Here is an 18,594-nt window from a genome sequence, read left to right as displayed (position 1 = left end):
CCTAATAGCTATTGTCGCGAATAATGGATTCGATCAAATTATTGACCGCACTTTCATCATATTGCAGCACATTGGTGGAATAAAGCGTTGTGGTTGGTGCTTGGTTACGCAAGGTTTCGCCTTGGCTATCACTCACATCCACTTTCACGGTGGCAGAAAGTCCAATACGTAATGGGTTTTCAGCCAGTTGTTGAGGATCTAATTGAATACGCACAGGCACGCGTTGCACCACTTTGATCCAGTTCCCCGTCGCATTTTGAGTGGGTAATAATGAGAATGCACTGCCCGTACCCATTTCAATTCCGACAACTTTACCATCAAAGGTTTTATCTTTTCCGTAGAGATCGAAGTGAATTTTAACCGGTTGACCAATGCGCATATGGGTTAATTGTGTTTCTTTGAAGTTGGCGTCTAACCACATTTGATCCGTGGTTACGACTGCCATTAAAGCGCCACCAACAGAAACTGCCTGTCCTACTTGCGCATTGCGACGAGCCACATAGCCTTTAATTGGACTGCGGATTTTCGTACGTTCTAAATTCAACCAAGCTTGTTTCAAATTACTGACCGCACTTTGAATTTGCGGCTGTTCACTTAACGGACCATCTAATAATAACGCTTGATTTGCCTCAAGTTGGTTTTGTGAAGTCGTTAAGTTTGCTTTGGCGAGTTCAACCGCTTCTTTGGCGTGTTGGAATGATTCTTTATCTATTGCGCCATCTTTGACTAATTGCACACGACGGTTTAAGTTTCCTTGCGCTTGAGCAAGGGTAATTTCATTCGCACGAACGGCGGATTTTAATTGTTTTACGGTGTAATTCAGTTGTGAAACTTGGCGAACCGCATTGGCTAAATTACTTTTAGCTTGCTCAAAACTTAATTTGGCATTGGTATCATCCAGCTCTAATAACACGTCACCGGCTTGTACGGGATCCATATTATCGACATTAATTTTCGAAATATTTCCCGCTACCTGCGCTGAGACCATCACCTGATTGCCACTCACATAGGCATCTTCGGTTTCTTCAAAGCCTTTAATAAAGAAAAACCAATAAGCTGCAGAACCGATTGCAATCAGAAGAAGCAAAAGAATAAAAATGGAAAGCCCTTTTTTACGTTTTTGAGATTTATTATTTGAGGAAGTTGGTGTATCTGTTTGTTGATCGGACATAATGCGAGCCTTATGAGAAAATGCTGAAGTAAAAAAGGCTTCAGTCTATAAAATATGAATGTTCGTTCATTATGAACGTGAATTAGAATTATTTCAAGAATGACCGCACTTGTTGAGATAAAAGTACGGTCAATTTTAATGACGTTTTTTCATTAAGCCATTTACGCCTAGCAAAATCAAACTGGTCCAAATCGGCACATAAGTGAAGTAATCGGAAGGGGAAACTTGTGTGTTGAGCCAAAATATCGCAATTAAAAAGAGCAATGTAGGTTCGAGATAACTGAGCACGGCGAACACACTGACCGGAATTTGTTGGCTCGATTTTAAATTGGCAGACAAACCGATTGCACTCACTAAACCTAGTGCAGGCAATAAATACCAATATCGGCTTTCACTGATTACAAAAGAAAATTGATGTTCTTGTATGATCAAATAAATGAGGCAAGGAACAGCAATGAAGCACACATCAAGTGTTATCCCTTGCAATGCAGGAATCTTCATGGCTTTACGGCTTAAATAATAATAGGGATACACTAGGCAAACCCAGAGACTGCTCCATGAAAAGGTTTGATTGTGCCAAAGCTCATGTGCCACACCGCAGGCAGCAATACATAAAGCGATAATTTGAATGGTAGAAAGAGTTTCTTTCAGCCAAATGCGTCCAAGTAATGCCATCACTAATGGGAATAAAAAATATCCCATAGCGATGTTTACCCCTTCGCCATTAACGGGCGCCCACATAAATAACCAGAATTGGCTGCCGGCATCGAGTGTGCCGAGCAAAAACAACATCCAATGTTTTTTGTCTTTGCCTAAGGTTTCATTGACTAATTTTGATAATGAACGACAACCCACTGTAGGGAAGATAATTAAAAATAACCCGAAGACCATCATCACCATTCGCCAAGCAAACACATCTGTGCCGCTAAGTGGCTGTAGCCATAAACTGAACAAATACAGCAGGCCAAATAAAAATTGCGAGATGATGCCGAGAAAAATACCTTGAGCCATCTTCATTACTTCCTTACGTTGAATAGCTTCATTATAAAAGTCTAGTGTGGTAAATTTTCTCAATATAAAATGATTTGTGATTATTTTTCTCAAATATTGGAATTGTTTTGCATTTATTTTCAAGGATTAAAAATGGAATTAGATAAATTAGATCGGGATATTTTAAATATCCTCCAACAAGATGCGACTTTGCCATTGAAAGAGCTCGCGGAAAAAGTGCATAGCTCGGTAGCAACCTGTCAGCGTCGAATTCAATTACTGACAGAAAAAGGTGTTATTACCAAACAAGTGGCAGTGGTATCGCCAAAGGCAGTGGGTAGAGGCATCAGTGTTTTTGTGATGGTGGAAATGGACAACCAACATTCCCGCTTTCAAGAGTTATTTGAACGGAAAATGCGACAAGAAACCGATGTGGTGAGCTGTTATGAAATTTCCGGAGATTATGATTTTATGCTGCTTATTCACGCTGAAAGCATGGAAAGTTACCATTCGTTTACCCGTCGCGTTCTAACCGGTGAATATCATGTTCGCACTTATAAGAGCTTGTTTGTAATGAATTTTACCAAAGCAGAGAGTGGGATTTTGTTATAGTTTTTGAATATAAAAGTAAAAATAGCTGAAAAGTGCGGTTGTTTTTTCAAGTATTTTTACTTGATTTTCCAGACTGGTCGGATTTGTTTGAGCTAGTCTTTATAAGCCTTCTCGGGCAAAATGACCTGTTAGGTTGCGCTTAGTGTGTGTTTTATCAAGCGTATTATTTATTCTGTTAAATTTATAAAGAAGGATTTTATATTCCATGAATAAGATTTTTAAAGTAATTTGGAATCGTACTACACAGTCGTTGGTAGTGACGTCTGAATTAGCGAAAGGACAGGTGAAATCATCATCTGACACGCACGGGGAAAGCAAGTCCTCATTAGGCAAAGTTTTTAAATTATCGGCATTGTCTTTACTGCTTTTAGATGTAACAAGTATTGCATATGCAGCAATTCCTGAGGGTAACACCTATGGTCGTTCTCAAGCAATTGCAATTGGTGGCGGAAGTTGGACGGATGCCCCTGGTTCTATTGTTGTGGGTGCAGCATCAAGAGCAACAGGTGGAGTAAAGGGTATTGCAATTGGTCATACTGTTGTGGCTAATGGGCAAGATGCAGTAGCAATTGGTTCGAATTCAAATGCTCAAACTGAAGCTGTTGCTATAGGTCGTTTAGCTAATGCTGCAGCTGATGGTGTAGCTGTTGGTAATGAAGCTAAAGCAGTGGCTAATAGCACATCCTTAGGTAATAAAGCGAAGTCTTCTTCATTAGGTACAATAGCTATTGCTTCAGGTGGTAAAGATACAACGGCAACTGGAAATGGTGCTATTGCAATTGGGTCGGAAGCAGTTTCAAATGGAAATAATGCAGTTGCCCTTGCGGCAAATGCAAATGCGACTGGGAAGAAAGCCATTGCAATCGGTTCAGATTCTAAATCATTGGCTGAATCTACCTTGGCTATCGGTAATAATGCAAGTGCCTCAGCTTATACTGCAACTGCTTTAGGTACAAATGCAGCCGCTTCAGGTCAAAAAGCAATAGCTATTTCTGCTGGGCCGAATAGTACGACTGCAACTGAACTCGCTGCTATAGCAATTGGTTCTGATTCTAAGGCTTTAGGAAATTCTAGTCTAGCTATTGGTGATAGCGCTAACGCAATTCAAGAGAATGCAATTGCAGTTGGTCGAAATTCAAATGCTAGCAATATAGGTGCGACTGCTATCGGTAATAATGCAAATGCGGCTATTATTGCAACTGCGGTGGGTAATAATACTGCTGCATCAGGGCGTGGAGCATCAGCATTTGGTACATCTGCAAATGCTACGGGAGCTCAAGCGACTGCAATTGGTTTTTTAGCAAAAGCAACAAATACGAATACAACAGCTATTGGTCAGAATGCTTCAGCTGCAGGAACAGATTCTATTGCCTTGGGTTCGACAGCAAATGCCACATCTAATGATTCCGTTGCTATTGGTAATGGCGCAAATGCAAAAAATTTGTCTGATGTAGCTTTAGGTGCGGGTTCTGTGACTGGTGCTAGAAACTCATTAACTTCGATTAAAGTAGGTGGAGTTGAAGTCGGTAATAATGGCAAATCGAGTGGAACTGCTGTTTTGGCAGTAGGTAACAGCACTGCAGCTAGACAGGTTCAATATGTTTCAGCAGGATTAATCAGTGCAAATTCTACAGATGCGATTAACGGTTCACAGCTTTATCAAGTTGTATCTGTTTTAAATACAACAGCAAGTACTGCAACCGCAGCATTAAGTACCGCAACAATTGCAAATACAACCGCGAACACAGCCAACACAACGGCTAACAAAGCGAATACAACTGCGAACTTAGCCAATACAACAGCTAATACCGCAAATACAACTGCGAATACAGCTAACACAACAGCTAACGCAGCCAATACAACTGCGAATACAGCTAACACAACAGCTAATGCAGCCAATACAACTGCGAATACAGCTAACACAACAGCTAATGCAGCCAATACAACTGCGAATACAGCTAACACAACGGCTAACGCAGCCAATACAACTGCGAATACAGCTAACACAACAGCTAACGCAGCCAATACAACTGCGAATACAGCTAACACAACAGCTAATGCAGCGAATACAACCGCGAACACGGCCAACACAACTGCAAATGCAGCGTTAAACGCAGTAAATCAATCATTAAATACCACTAATTATTTCCACGTAAATAACGGTTCTAATGCTGCCGGTTCAACCGATGCATTAACATCTAACAGTGATAAAGTTGGTTTAGCAGGTGGTGCACAAGGCTTAAATTCTATTGCAGCTGGTGTAGAAGCAACCACCACCACAGCCGCGGCTGGTTCGATTGTTATGGGATATAAGTCTTCAGCTGCATCTGAAGATGCAATCGTGATTGGTTCAGGTAGCAGTGTTTCAACAGATTCAGCGAATGCAACTGTTATTGGTAAAAACTCAAGTGTACAAACTAACTCCACAAATGCAACCGTGTTAGGTTCTAACTCTGTGGCAGAAGCAAACTCAGTGAATGCGACTGTAGTGGGACAATTCTCTGCGGCTGGTAAGGACTCTGTTAATGCAACCGTTGTAGGTTCAAGAAGCTATGTTCGTCCGAATACGAATGACGGTACAGCGTTAGGTCATTATGCAGGTGTGGATAACCACACAACAAATGGTACATCTGTTGGTGCGCGTACATGGGTTGGTGAGAATGTAACTAATGGTACTGCTTTAGGGGTGTATAATCTGATTGGCAATGGCACAAGTAACGGTATTGCAATTGGTGTGGGAAATAACATCGCCGATGGTAAGAAAAATAATACCGTTATTGGCCATAACAATAAGATCAAGGCTAATGGCACAACCGTAATTGGTAATGATATTGAAATCGCAGCCGATTTAGATAATGCCGTTGTTTTAGGTAACCATTCAACCACTACAGGTTCTCATACTGTTGAAAATGTAACTTCAGCAACTGTAGGTAATTTAACTTATAGTGGCTTTAAAGGTACTGTTTCAGGTAAAGGAAGCTTTGTAAGCGTTGGTGCAGTAGGTAATGAGCGTAAATTGATCAATGTTGCGGCAGGAAATATTTCTGATACTTCAACTGAAGCGATCAATGGTTCACAACTTTATGCAGTGACTTCGCAATTAGATAAAACAAACGAAACAGCGAAAACAGCAGCTTCAAGTGCAAGCAGTGCTGTATCTTTAGCTTCTGCTGCAGCATCAACAGCAACATCAGCTGCAGAAGTGGTTAACAGCAATTTAAGTAAAATTGCAAGCGCAGCATCAGCAGCGTTAAGTTCAGCAACTGCAGCAGGTTCTTCTGCAACTGCGGCGGGTTCATCAGCAACGGCAGCAGGCTCATCAGCGACTGCAGCAGAGAGCTCAGCGACCGCAGCAGGTTCATCAGCAACTGCAGCGGGCTCATCAGCAACTGCAGCAGGCTCATCAGCAACAGCAGCAGGCTCTTCAGCAACAGCGGCTGAAAGCTCAGCAACAGCAGCGGGTTCTTCAGCAACAGCTGCAGGTTCATCAGCAACCGCAGCGGGCTCATCAGCGACAGCAGCGGGCTCTTCTGCAACGGCTGCTGGTTCATCAGCGACTGCAGCAGGTTCATCAGCAACAGCTGCAGGTTCATCTGCAACAGCTGCGGGTTCTTCAGCGACAGCAGCAGGCTCATCAGCAACCGCAGCAGGTTCTTCTGCAACAGCGGCGGGCTCATCAGCAACAGCGGCAGGTTCATCTGCAACAGCGGCGGGTTCTTCTGCAACGGCAGCTGAAAGTTCAGCAACTGCAGCGGGCTCTTCAGCAACGGCTGCTGGTTCATCAGCTACAGCGGCTGAAAGTTCAGCGACTGCAGCGGGCTCTTCAGCAACGGCTGCTGGTTCATCAGCTACAGCGGCTGAAAGTTCAGCAACAGCAGCGGGTTCTTCTGCAACCGCAGCGGGCTCATCAGCAACAGCTGCAGGTTCATCTGCAACAGCGGCGGGTTCTTCTGCAACGGCAGCAGAATCTTCAGCAACCGCAGCGGGTTCATCAGCAACAGCGGCTGAAAGTTCAGCGACAGCAGCGGGCTCATCAGCAACAGCTGCAGGTTCATCTGCAACAGCTGCGGGTTCTTCTGCAACGGCAGCAGAATCTTCAGCAACCGCAGCGGGTTCATCAGCGACCGCAGCGGGCTCATCAGCAACAGCGGCTGAAAGTTCAGCAACCGCAGCAGGTTCTTCTGCAACAGCGGCGGGTTCTTCTGCAACGGCAGCAGAATCTTCAGCAACCGCAGCGGGTTCTTCTGCAACGGCAGCAGAATCTTCAGCAACCGCAGCGGGTTCATCAGCGACCGCAGCAGGCTCATCTGCAACAGCGGCGGAATCTTCAGCGACAGCAGCAGGTTCATCAGCAACAGCTGCTGAAAGTTCAGCGACTGCAGCGGGCTCTTCAGCAACTGCGGCGGGTTCTTCAGCAACTGCAGCGGGCTCATCTGCAACAGCAGCAGGCTCATCTGCAACAGCGGCGGAATCTTCAGCGACAGCAGCAGGTTCATCAGCAACAGCTGCGGGTTCTTCTGCAACAGCAGCAGGTTCTTCAGCGACAGCGGCAGGCTCATCTGCAACCGCAGCTGAAAGTTCAGCAACGGCAGCGGGTTCTTCTGCAACCGCAGCAGGCTCATCTGCAACAGCGGCGGAATCTTCAGCGACAGCAGCAGGTTCATCAGCAACAGCGGCTGAAAGTTCAGCGACTGCAGCGGGCTCTTCAGCAACGGCTGCTGGTTCATCAGCAACAGCGGCTGAAAGTTCAGCAACCGCAGCAGGTTCATCAGCAACAGCTGCAGGTTCATCTGCAACAGCTGCGGGTTCATCAGCAACAGCGGCTGAAAGTTCAGCGACCGCAGCAGGTTCTTCAGCAACGGCAGCTGGCTCATCAGCAACCGCAGCAGGTTCTTCAGCGACTGCAGCAGGTTCTTCTGCAACAGCAGCGGGCTCTTCAGCAACAGCTGCGGGTTCTTCTGCAACAGCGGCGGGTTCTTCAGCGACAGCGGCAGGCTCATCTGCAACAGCGGCGGAATCTTCAGCGACTGCAGCGGGTTCTTCTGCAACAGCGGCGGGTTCATCTGCAACAGCTGCGGGTTCTTCTGCAACAGCGGCGGGTTCTTCTGCAACGGCAGCAGAATCTTCAGCGACTGCAGCGGGCTCATCAGCAACAGCTGCAGGTTCATCTGCAACAGCGGCGGGTTCTTCTGCAACGGCAGCAGAATCTTCAGCGACTGCAGCGGGCTCATCAGCAACAGCTGCAGGTTCATCTGCAACAGCTGCGGGTTCTTCTGCAACAGCGGCGGGTTCATCAGCAACAGTGGCTGAAAGTTCAGCGACTGCAGCGGGTTCTTCTGCAACGGCAGCGGGCTCATCAGCAACGGCTGCTGGTTCATCAGCTACAGCGGCTGAAAGTTCAGCAACCGCAGCGGGTTCTTCTGCAACCGCAGCAGGCTCATCTGCAATAGCGGCGGAATCTTCAGCGACAGCAGCAGGTTCATCAGCAACAGCTGCTGAAAGTTCAGCGACTGCAGCGGGCTCTTCAGCGACAGCAGCAGGTTCATCAGCAACAGCGGCAGGCTCATCTGCAACGGCAGCTGAAAGCTCAGCAACTGCAGCAGGTTCATCAGCAACAGCTGCGGGTTCTTCAGCGACAGCAGCAGGTTCATCAGCAACAGCGGCTGGCTCATCAGCAACCGCAGCAGGTTCTTCAGCGACTGCAGCAGGTTCTTCTGCAACAGCGGCTGGCTCATCAGCTACAGCGGCTGAAAGTTCAGCAACTGCAGCGGGCTCATCAGCGACTGCAGCTGGCTCATCAGCAACCGCAGCGGGTTCTTCAGCAACTGCAGCAGGCTCATCAGCGACTGCAGCAGGTTCTTCAGCAACAGCAGCGGGCTCTTCAGCGACCGCAGCGGGTTCATCTGCAACGGCAGCTGAAAGCTCAGCAACCGCAGCAGGTTCTTCAGCGACTGCAGCGGGCTCTTCAGCAACGGCTGCTGGTTCATCAGCTACAGCGGCTGAAAGTTCAGCAACAGCAGCGGGTTCTTCAGCAACAGCAGCGGGTTCTTCAGCGACCGCAGCAGGCTCATCTGCAACAGCGGCGGGTTCTTCTGCAACGGCGGCGGGTTCATCAGCAACGGCAGCTGAAAGCTCAGCAACAGCAGCGGGTTCATCTGCAACGGCAGCTGAAAGCTCAGCAACCGCAGCAGGTTCATCAGCAACAGCTGCAGGTTCATCTGCAACAGCTGCGGGTTCTTCAGCGACAGCAGCGGGTTCATCAGCAACTGCGGCACGTTCTTCTGCAACTGCAGCGGAAAGCTCAGCGAAACGTATTGAAGACTCAGGCTTGATCAGTAAAGATGGCAAAACAGCATTTGCAGCAGATAACACCAGCAAACGTGATAGTGCGAAAGCGAAAGGTAAAGATGCAACAGCTGTTGGCTATGGTGCAAATGCAAGTGGCGAGAATGGCACTGCGTTAGGCAATAACTCACAAGCTTCAGGTAAAAACTCAACAGCTGTGGGTCAAGGCGCGAAGGCGACAGCAACTAACTCTGTGGCATTAGGTCAAGGCTCTGTAGCAAATGAAGCAAATACCGTTTCAGTTGGTTCAGTTGGTAATGAACGCCGAATCACTAATGTGGCAGATCCGGTCCGTGCTACGGATGCGACGAATAAACAATATGTTGATCGTTCTGTCGGAGCAGTTCGTAGCGAATTGAAGAAAACTGATAAGAAACTTCGTGGTGGTATCGCAGGGGCAACCGCCGCAGCGAATATTCCACAAGTGACTAAACCAGGTGGTTCAATGGTAGGCCTTGGAGTAGGTAACTACAAAGGTGAAAGTGCTGTTGCAGTAGGTTACTCACGTGCGAGTGATAACAATAAAGTTATCTTTAAAGTGAGTGGTGCAGCAACTACACAAGGTGATTATAATGTTGGTGCCGGTGTAGGTTATCAATGGTAATGATCGACTAAACTAGATAAATCACTCGGGTAGGAATATCCGAGTGATTTTTATTATTTAAGTTATTTGAAAATAAGTTTATTTTTGACCGCACTTTTAGATGATTTAAATAATAAAAAAGGAAAAGAATTATGCGTAAATATAAAATTGGGATCACCTTTAATTTAGAGTCTAAGGTCACAGATATTTGGGCAAATGGTGCGAACCAAAACGTGATTCATCTTTATCATTTATTTCAACATTCAGATATTGTAGATGATGTGGTTTTAGTGTCTTGGGGACCAGAAAAGCGAACAACCCCTCCTAGCGGTTTTATGTTAGATGGATTGAACCTTAAATATGCTTATGTTGAAGATGTCATTGATCAATTAGATGTATTGATTGAAGGTACATTAGTTATTGAACCCCATCAAGTTAGCCGTATGCACAAGCATGGTGGTAAAGTTGCTTGCTATAAAATGGGGAATGATTTCATTATGGATATGGAAAATTTCCTTTTTAATAAAGAGGCAACTCGAGTATTTAATGGTACGTTATTTGATGCAGTTTGGATGATTCCACAACATGAAAATACCTGTAAATCTTATTTTTCGATCATGTATCGTTGTCCTGCTTATGTTGTGCCTGCAATTTGGTCACCAGTATTTTGTGATCAAGTTATTAAACACATTAGAGAGCAGAATGATTTAGAATTTGGCTATAAACCTAATTCAGATCAGAAGGCAAAACGAATTGCATCTTTCGAAGCGAATATTAACGTGGTGAAAACAAGCTTTACGCCAATTCTTATCGCTGAACAAGCATATAGAGAAGCACCAGAAAAAATTAAGAATGTTTATATGTGTAATACTTATGATAAAAAAGATAATCCAACATTCTTTAATTTTATTGGACGAACCGATCTTGTGAAAGACGGCATAATGACAGTGGAAGGTCGTTACCAAATGCCAGACTTTTTAGCTCGTTATGTCGATATTGTGCTTAGCCATCAGTGGGAAAATGGTTTGAATTATGCTTATAACGATGCTTTATATGGGGGGTATCCATTTATTCATAATTCAAAACTGATTCCGAAAGGTGTAGGTTACTATTATGATCAATTCGATGCCTTTGAAGGTGCAAAAGTGTTATTAGATGTGATTGATAATCATGATAAGCATCATGAAGAATATGTGAAAAGAGCCAATGAATATTTGGATTCTCTATTACCGACAAATCCAATGAATATTTATTTGTATGAGAAGGCGCTGAAACGATTATTCTCTTAGTTAAATTAGCAAAATCCCTTATCAAGTGCTAAGGGATTTTTTAATATGTCATTTTATTTATCAATATCTTCTAATGATTTCTTTAATTCATGAAATTCATTTTCATATATTTTTTTATGTTCTTCAGATAATAATGTGAAAGAATCATAAACGAATTGCTTTTGTTTAACTAAGTATTGATATAGACCTTTAGATAAAGGGGAGTCATGCATATTTTTTATCATTTGTAGCTTTTCAAGCACAATATCTATTAAATCTTTAGTATTTTTAGGTTTGACAAACTCAGTGATTGAACCAAGTCGCTTAGCTCTATATATGTAGAAATAGCTGTCATATAGTGCATAGCTTGAAATGTATGGAGCGAGATTAAAGCTCCAATCTAAATCTTCATGGTTTTTTCCTTTTGGAAAAAAGAGTTGATTATCCATGATGATTTTTCTTTTGACGACCTTATTACATGCGGAAGGTCTAAATATGTTTCTGCTAGTTAAAGTATAAAAGTCAACAATATAATCGCCTGTTAGCCCCTCTTTAGAAATTGGGTAATATTCTTTTTTGTTATCTTTGTATCTGAAAGTGAGATCATAAATAATAAGATCAGGATTTTCTTCTGAAATCTTAGAAAGATCAGAAAGAATACTTGTTCCTTCCCAATAATCATCACTATCTAAAAACATTAAGTACTCGCCACGAGCAAGTTTAATACCTGCGTTTCTTGCATCAGATAGTCCACCGTTAATTTTATGGATAAAAACGATATTAGAATATTGTTTTGCATATTTAGTGCAGATATCGATGGAGTTATCAGGCGAACCATCATCAACTAGAATCAGTTCATAATTCTGATAATCTTGTGCTAAGACAGATTCAATACATTGCTCGAGGTAGCGTTCAACATTATAAATTGGCACAATGATACTAAACAGCGGATTTTCAATCTTATCTTGTCTATTTGAGGTAGGGTTTCCCCCTAATAGATAACAGGATTGAGCAATATTTTGAGGTTCATGGAACACGGTGAATTGATCTGCAAGCCAGTAGGGTTTTGTTTCACTTAAAAGTGCGGTCAATTTTTTTGCGACATTTTTGCGGATGAGATAAAGCGAACAACCATAGTTGTATTGGTTAATATCGCCATAAATTAAAGCATAAGGCTCATCACCTATTTGAAATAAACGCTCTCCAGAACGACCCTCACCATCATGCTGTAATTTGATAATTCCATAAGAGGAATATTTATTGGCATAATGGATAGCATGCTTAATGAAGTTTTCAACAGGGTGTATTTCACTTTCAGCAATTAAAGCAAAATCATTATCTTGTAGCTGTTCATTTTCAGTAATAGCTTTCCAGCACTGAATATGAGATAGCGTATGGGCGATTTCTTTGTTATTGGGAGTGCGATCAAGTAGTTCTTCCGCTTTCTTTAAATTAAATAAGGCTGAAGAATTACCGAGTAAGCTAACCTGTTCTTTAGTTACTGCAGGAATAGGAATAACATGAGAGTCAGTGGAGCAATGTAAAAAATGGCTTAGTCCCTCTATTTTTTCAGAAGCATAAATAACATAACAGGTTAGTTTTTCCATCGTTTTGATTACCCTTTATTTTTCGCAGTAGTCACTTTCAACGCCATATACCCCACAATCGCAGAAACAGTGGAACCTAATAAGATCCCTAATCGAGAAAGGGAGTTAATGCTTTCACCGGCATCAGCGTTGAAGGCTAGGCTTGCTAAGAACATAGACATCGTGAAGCCGATACCGCATAAAATCGCTACGGCAAAAATTTGTTTGAAGTTGATGCCTTGTGGAAGTTTTGCAATGCCAAGTTTTACGGAAAGATAACTGAAACCAAATACACCCAGAGGTTTTCCGATAATTAAGCCAAGAGAAATTGCGAGCAATAATGGTGATGTCAGCATGCTGAGATCAATGCCATCGAAGCTTACACCCGCATTGCCAAACGCAAATAATGGCAAGATAACAAAGGATGACCAAGGGGCAAGAATATGCTCAAAGTCGTGTAATGGTGTTTCGCCATTTTTACCTTTCAATGGAATACAAAACCCGATGATAACGCCAGCAAGGGTAGCGTGTACGCCTGATTTTAATACCGAAGCCCATAAGATTGTTCCCACTACCATATAGGCACAAAGTGCGGTCACTTTAAAGCGGTTTAATGCGATAAGTACAACAATAGCAACCGCAGCAAAGATAAGTGCTTGTACACTTAATCCGTGTGAGAAAAACAGTGCAATAACGACAATGGCGCCTAAGTCATCAATAATCGCTAAAGCAAGTAAAAAGATTTTTAGTGGGAGTGGCACTTGTTTACTTAATAACGCCATGATACCAAGAGCAAAGGCAATGTCTGTTGCCATTGGGATAGCCCAGCCATCGGCTAAAGCGGGATTGTGTTGGGCGATAAATACATAAACTAAGGCAGGAATGATCATTCCCCCCACCGCTGCAATAGCAGGGAAAATCGCTTGTTGATAGCTTGAAAGGGAGCCTTCAAATAATTCTTTTTTGACTTCCATTCCCACTAAAACAAAGAATACCGCCATAAAACCATCGTTAATCCAGTGGATTAAGGTTTTATCAATGGAAAAAGATCCTACTTGAATGCTGACTGGTAAATTTAAAAAGTCATTATAGGTTTGATTAAGCGGTGAGTTGGCTAATAGCATTGCGACTACCGCTGAGAAAAGTAATAAAATTCCGCCAGCTGATTCTAATTTTAAAAAACGCTGAATTTGTTGAGTCAAACTCAGTTTATTCATTCATTTTCTCCTAAAAAAGTAATAAAAATAATAAAGCTTGGATACTATCACAAATTTACTAATTTAGGGAAAATAGGCGGTGGATAATGTGTGATTTAATCGGAATGTGATAGATTTCGTGATCTATTTCACAAAATTTATTTTCATTTTTGGAATAAAAAACAATTTAATAGTAAAATTCTTAAAATTTATTTATTCGAGAATACTTATGTTTTCAAAAAAAGACATCATCGTATTAGGTATGATGATTTTTGCTTTATTTTTAGGCGCAGGAAATATTATTTTCCCACCGATGGAGGGGTACTCCGCAGGTAACCATTGGGCAACGGCTTCGCTAGGGTTTGTGATAACAGGCGTACTCATGCCATTTATTACATTGGTTGTGGTGTCAGTGTTAGGACGTGGCGAAGAACTGACTAAGGACTTACCCAAGTGGGCAGGCGTATCCTTTTTAACCATTCTTTATTTAGTCATCGGTTCAACCTTTGCAATGCCTCGAATTACCAATGTCGCTTATGAAATGGCATGGTTACCATTGGGGTTCGTTGAAGATAGTGCGACGACACGTCTTATTTTCTCTGTGATCTTTAATATTATCGCGATGGGATTCATGATTCGCCCAAGTACCATTATTTCAACGGTGGGTGAAGTGATGACGCCAGCATTGTTGGTATTATTACTCGTTGTTGGGATCACGGTTTTTGTTTCACCTCTTTCTGAGATTGTAGCCCCATCGCAGGCGTATGCCGAGAATTCAGCATTAACTACAGGATTAATTAGTGGTTATCAAACGATGGATGTACTGGCCGCGATTGCTTTTGGTGGTATTGTTGCACGGGCATTATCTGCAAAAAATGTGACTAATCCACAAAAGATTATTCAATATACGATTTCAGCCGGTTTTGTCTCCGTCGTTTTATTAGGTTGTTTATACTTTTCTTTATTCTACTTAGGGGCGACTTCTGATGCTGTGGCACAAGGCGCAACAAATGGCGGACAAATTTTCTCTCGTTATGTGAATAGTTTATTCGGCACGGCGGGAACCTGGATTATGGCGGGTATTATCACTTTAGCAAGCTTAACTACATTAGTGGGCGTAACCAGTGCTTGTGGTGATTATTTCTCCAAGTTTTCGACACGTTTTTCTTATCCATTCTGGATTGTTTTCTTCACTGCAATGACGACAATCATTTCACAATATGGCTTAACAAAATTACTCCGTGTCACGATTCCAGCATTATTCTTGATTTATCCGATGGCGATTATGTTGGTAGTTTTACAGCTTGTGCGTAATAAATTGCCTTCTATTCGATTGAGCTATTACACCACTATTTTTGTGACGGTTTGTTTTAGTTTGATTGATAGCTTGAAAAACTTAGATATGTTGCCGGAAGGGTTACATCAAATCATGACGCATTTCCCGCTTTACTCACAAGGATTAGCTTGGTTGGTGCCTGCATTATGTACTTTAGTGCTTTCCATGATATTTGGGAAAACCATTTCAAAGTAATAAAAATGCCGATAATGATTTATCGGCATTTTTTATATCAAGTGCGGTCGTTTTTTCACGCGTTTTTAGGCGGCTAGACGTTGTCTCACAATTTCAAATAAACATACGCCAGTCGCAACAGAAACATTCAGGGATGAAACTGAGCCCGCCATTGGAATACTAATCAGCTGATCACAGTGCTCACGCGTAAGGCGACGCATGCCTTCACCTTCCGCCCCCATCACTAAGGCAAGAGAACCCGTGAGTTTACTTTGGTAAATGGTTTCTGTTGCTTCGCCAGCTGTACCCACCACCCAAATATTATGGTTTTGTTGTAGATCTCGCAAAGTACGCGCTAAGTTAGTAACACGAATTAATGGCACAGTCTCCGCAGCACCGCAAGCCACTTTACGTGCAATAGAAGTGAGCTGAGCGGATTTATCTTTTGGTACGATAACAGCACTCACACCAGCTGCATCCGCAGTACGTAAACAGGCTCCTAGGTTATGGGGATCCGTCACGCCATCAAGCACTAATAAAAGTGGATTTTGTTTACGAGTAAGAAGTTCATCCAGATCATGTTCATTCAGCTCTTTGGCTTCTTGCACACGAGCAATCACACCTTGATGCACTTCACCATTGGATTTTTTATCTAATGTTTGACGGTTTACAAATTGCACCGCAATGCCTAAAGCATAGAGCTCATTGAGTAAGGGTTGTAGGCGTTTATCTTCACGACCTTTCAGAACAAATACTTCAATTAAACGTTCAGGGCTATTTGCTAAAATGCTGTTTACAGCATGGATACCATAGATATTTTCTGACATAGGGTTCTCTTGTTTATTATTTTTTGTCACTATCCTCCCCGCTTTAGCAACGAGAGGCCAGGGGAGATTGGGTAAAAATATTATTTCTTCCGTTTTCTAGTCGGTTTCTTCGAAACATCTTTATTTTTGACCGCACTTTTACGTTTCTTTGACGCCTTAGGTGGCAGTTCCTTAAAGACTTTTTTCGCTTTTTGTTTTGCCGTTTTGCCAACACGACGTGGTTTTCTGGCACTTTCGACTAAACTAAAATCTACCATTTTTTGTTCTAAATGAACGGTGACCACGCGAATTTTGACTTTATCGCCAAGGCGATAAATCATACCACTATTTTCACCGATTAAACGTTGTTTTGCCGCATCAAATTGATAGTAGTCGTTATCTAAAGTAGAAATATGGACTAAGCCGTCAATGAATAAATCATCTAAACGTACGAATAAGCCAAAGCCCGTTACAGATGAGATCACTCCGCTAAATTCAGCGCCCACGTGATCTTGCATATATTCACATTTCAGCCAATCTGCTACTTCGCGAGTGGCATCATCGGCACGGCGTTCGGTCATTGAGCAGTGATCACCTAATAAATCCATTTCATCAAAAGAATAATGATAGCCGCCCGTATCTGTGGTTTTACGTTTAGCACCTTTTTCTTTCGCTAACAAATACTTAATCCCACGATGTAGGGTTAAATCTGGATAACGACGAATCGGGGAAGTGAAGTGTGCATATTCTTCTAACGCCAAACCAAAGTGGCCGATATTATCCGCATGATAAACCGCTTGGCTTAATGAACGGAGCAACATGGTTTGAATGAGTTCGTGATCCGGGCGATCTTTCACTCGCTCTAACAATTTTGCATAATCTTTTGTGGTCGGTTTCATGCCACCTTCAAGGCTTAAACCACATTCGCTTAAGAATGCACGGAAAGACGTCAGTTTTTCTTCACTCGGTGTGGCATGAATGCGATAGAGTGCTGGCTCTTTATGTTTTTCCATAAAGTTTGCCGCTGCAATATTTGCGAGAATCATGCATTCTTCAATGATTTTATGGGCATCATTTCGCACAACAGGCTCAATGCGATCAATTCGTCCCATGGCATTGAAAATAAATTTGGTTTCAATGGTTTCAAAATCAATAGCACCACGTTGTTTACGGGCCTTGAGTAATGCTTGATAGAGATGATGCAATTCTTCTAAATGTGGCACTAGCCCTTGATAACGCGTGCGGAGCTCATCATCACCGTCTAAAATTGCGGCGACTTTCGTATAGGTTAAGCGAGCATGAGAGTTCATTACCGCTTCATAAAAACGATAGTCCGTGAGTTTACCTTTGGCAGAAATGTGCATTTCACACACCATACACAAGCGATCAACTTGTGGATTCAGTGAACACAATCCGTTCGATAAAATCTCAGGCAGCATTGGCACAACACGATTTGGGAAGTAAACGGAGTTACCTCGGTTATAAGCTTCTGTATCTAATGTAGAACGTAAACGCACATAATAGCTGACATCGGCAATTGCCACCCAAAGTTTCCAGCCTTTACCACTTTTTTCGCAATATACGGCATCATCAAAATCACGTGCATCTTCGCCATCAATGGTCACCAGAGGAAGATTGCGTAAATCCATACGGCCTTTTTTTGCTTCTTCAGGCACTTCTTCCGTGAATTTTTTAACGTATTTTTCGACCGCGCTTGGGAATTGGTGAGGAATGTCATGATTACGAAGGGCAATTTCCACTTCCATCCCTTTTGCCATATTGTCACCTAGAATTTCGGTGATGATGCCAACTGGTTGAGTAAAGGAGGCAGATCGTTCTTGCAATTCAACCACGACAACTTGTCCCATTCGTGCACCATTGCGGTGTTCATTAGGGACTAAAATATCTCGTCCGATACGACCGTCATCAGGCACAACATAGCTAAAACCATTTTCTAAGAAGAAACGGCCGACAATTTGTTTTTTACGACTTTCAAGTACACGAACAATACGGACTTCACGACGACCACGACGATCCAAGCCGGCAGGTTGCGCCAATACAAAATCACCATGCATTACACGTTGCATTTGGTGATTAGGAATAAAGAGATCCTCTTTTTTGCCTTCGACTTGTAAAAAACCATAGCCTTCGCGATGACCAATGACCATGCCTTTGAATAAATCTAATTTTTCAGGCAAGGCATAGCGTTTACGTTTAGTGAAAACTAATTGTCCATCATTCTCCATGGCGCGTAAGCGGCGACGCATAGCTTCTTGTTGTTCGTCACTTTTAATTGAAAGTGCGGTCAGAATTTCTTCCCGACTCATCGGGGCATTATTTTCACGGATAATTTGCAGAATGTAGTCTCTGCTTGGGATCGGATTACCGTATTTGGCTAATTCTTTTTGATAATTCGGATCCGCTTTTTTTAAAGATTTTTTGGTCATTTATCGTTTATTTTATGATTAATTTTTAAGTTGTGGGGTAGTTTACAGGTTAAAGGGGGGAATGCAAGCTTGTTATCGGA

Annotated in this window: 10 protein-coding genes; 4 read left to right on the top strand and 6 right to left on the bottom strand. The window is 42.7% G+C overall.

Annotated elements, in window-relative coordinates; all coding sequences use genetic code 11:
* Window position 1 precedes the first annotated feature (1 nt).
* Window positions 2-1,171, bottom strand: a complete 1,170-nt coding sequence (locus INP94_RS01660) for an EmrA/EmrK family multidrug efflux transporter periplasmic adaptor subunit (RefSeq protein ID WP_197543829.1) — start codon at window positions 1,169-1,171, stop codon at window positions 2-4.
* Between the two features lie 135 nt (window positions 1,172-1,306).
* A complete protein-coding gene (gene rarD, locus INP94_RS01655) occupies window positions 1,307-2,182 on the bottom strand; it encodes an EamA family transporter RarD (RefSeq protein ID WP_420026412.1) in 876 nt (291 codons plus the stop codon).
* A gap of 132 nt (window positions 2,183-2,314) precedes the next feature.
* Here rarD and INP94_RS01650 point away from each other — a divergent pair, with 132 nt between their 5' ends.
* From INP94_RS01650 to INP94_RS01640, 3 genes are all read left to right on the top strand, one after another.
* Window positions 2,315-2,773 (top strand): Lrp/AsnC family transcriptional regulator, encoded by a 459-nt coding sequence (locus INP94_RS01650; protein WP_032822534.1) that lies wholly within the window; start codon window positions 2,315-2,317, stop codon window positions 2,771-2,773.
* A gap of 205 nt (window positions 2,774-2,978) precedes the next feature.
* Window positions 2,979-9,722: an ESPR-type extended signal peptide-containing protein gene (locus tag INP94_RS01645; protein ID WP_197543827.1), complete on the top strand. Its 6,744-nt coding sequence runs from the start codon at window positions 2,979-2,981 to the stop codon at window positions 9,720-9,722.
* Window positions 9,723-9,853: 131 nt separating this feature from the next.
* Window positions 9,854-10,990 carry a DUF2827 family protein gene (locus tag INP94_RS01640; protein WP_197543826.1) on the top strand — a complete coding sequence of 379 codons (1,137 nt, stop codon included), beginning with the start codon at window positions 9,854-9,856 and terminating at the stop codon, window positions 10,988-10,990.
* A gap of 53 nt (window positions 10,991-11,043) precedes the next feature.
* Here INP94_RS01640 and INP94_RS01635 read toward each other — a convergent pair whose 3' ends face one another.
* Window positions 11,044-12,576 carry a glycosyltransferase family 2 protein gene (locus tag INP94_RS01635; RefSeq protein ID WP_197543825.1) on the bottom strand — a complete coding sequence of 511 codons (1,533 nt, stop codon included), beginning with the start codon at window positions 12,574-12,576 and terminating at the stop codon, window positions 11,044-11,046.
* Window positions 12,577-12,584: 8 nt separating this feature from the next.
* Entirely contained in the window at window positions 12,585-13,772 is a 1,188-nt protein-coding gene (gene nhaA, locus INP94_RS01630; RefSeq protein WP_197543824.1) for a Na+/H+ antiporter NhaA, read from the bottom strand.
* Window positions 13,773-13,980: 208 nt separating this feature from the next.
* Between nhaA and brnQ the strand changes: the two genes are divergently transcribed.
* Window positions 13,981-15,282, top strand: a complete 1,302-nt coding sequence (gene brnQ / locus INP94_RS01625; protein ID WP_197543823.1) for a branched-chain amino acid transport system II carrier protein — start codon at window positions 13,981-13,983, stop codon at window positions 15,280-15,282.
* 65 nt (window positions 15,283-15,347) lie between these two features.
* Here the strand turns inward: brnQ and rlmB are convergent, their stop codons facing one another.
* Entirely contained in the window at window positions 15,348-16,088 is a 741-nt protein-coding gene (gene rlmB / locus INP94_RS01620; RefSeq protein WP_005698098.1) for a 23S rRNA (guanosine(2251)-2'-O)-methyltransferase RlmB, read from the bottom strand.
* An 80-nt stretch (window positions 16,089-16,168) separates the two neighbouring features.
* Window positions 16,169-18,514, bottom strand: a complete 2,346-nt coding sequence (rnr, locus tag INP94_RS01615; protein ID WP_197543822.1) for a ribonuclease R — start codon at window positions 18,512-18,514, stop codon at window positions 16,169-16,171.
* Window positions 18,515-18,594 lie beyond the last annotated feature (80 nt).

Source organism: Haemophilus parainfluenzae (assembly GCF_014931395.1).
Taxonomy (GTDB): domain Bacteria; phylum Pseudomonadota; class Gammaproteobacteria; order Enterobacterales; family Pasteurellaceae; genus Haemophilus_D.
The sequence above is the reverse complement of the archived record's forward strand: the minus strand, read 5'-3'. Positions and strand labels throughout refer to the sequence as shown.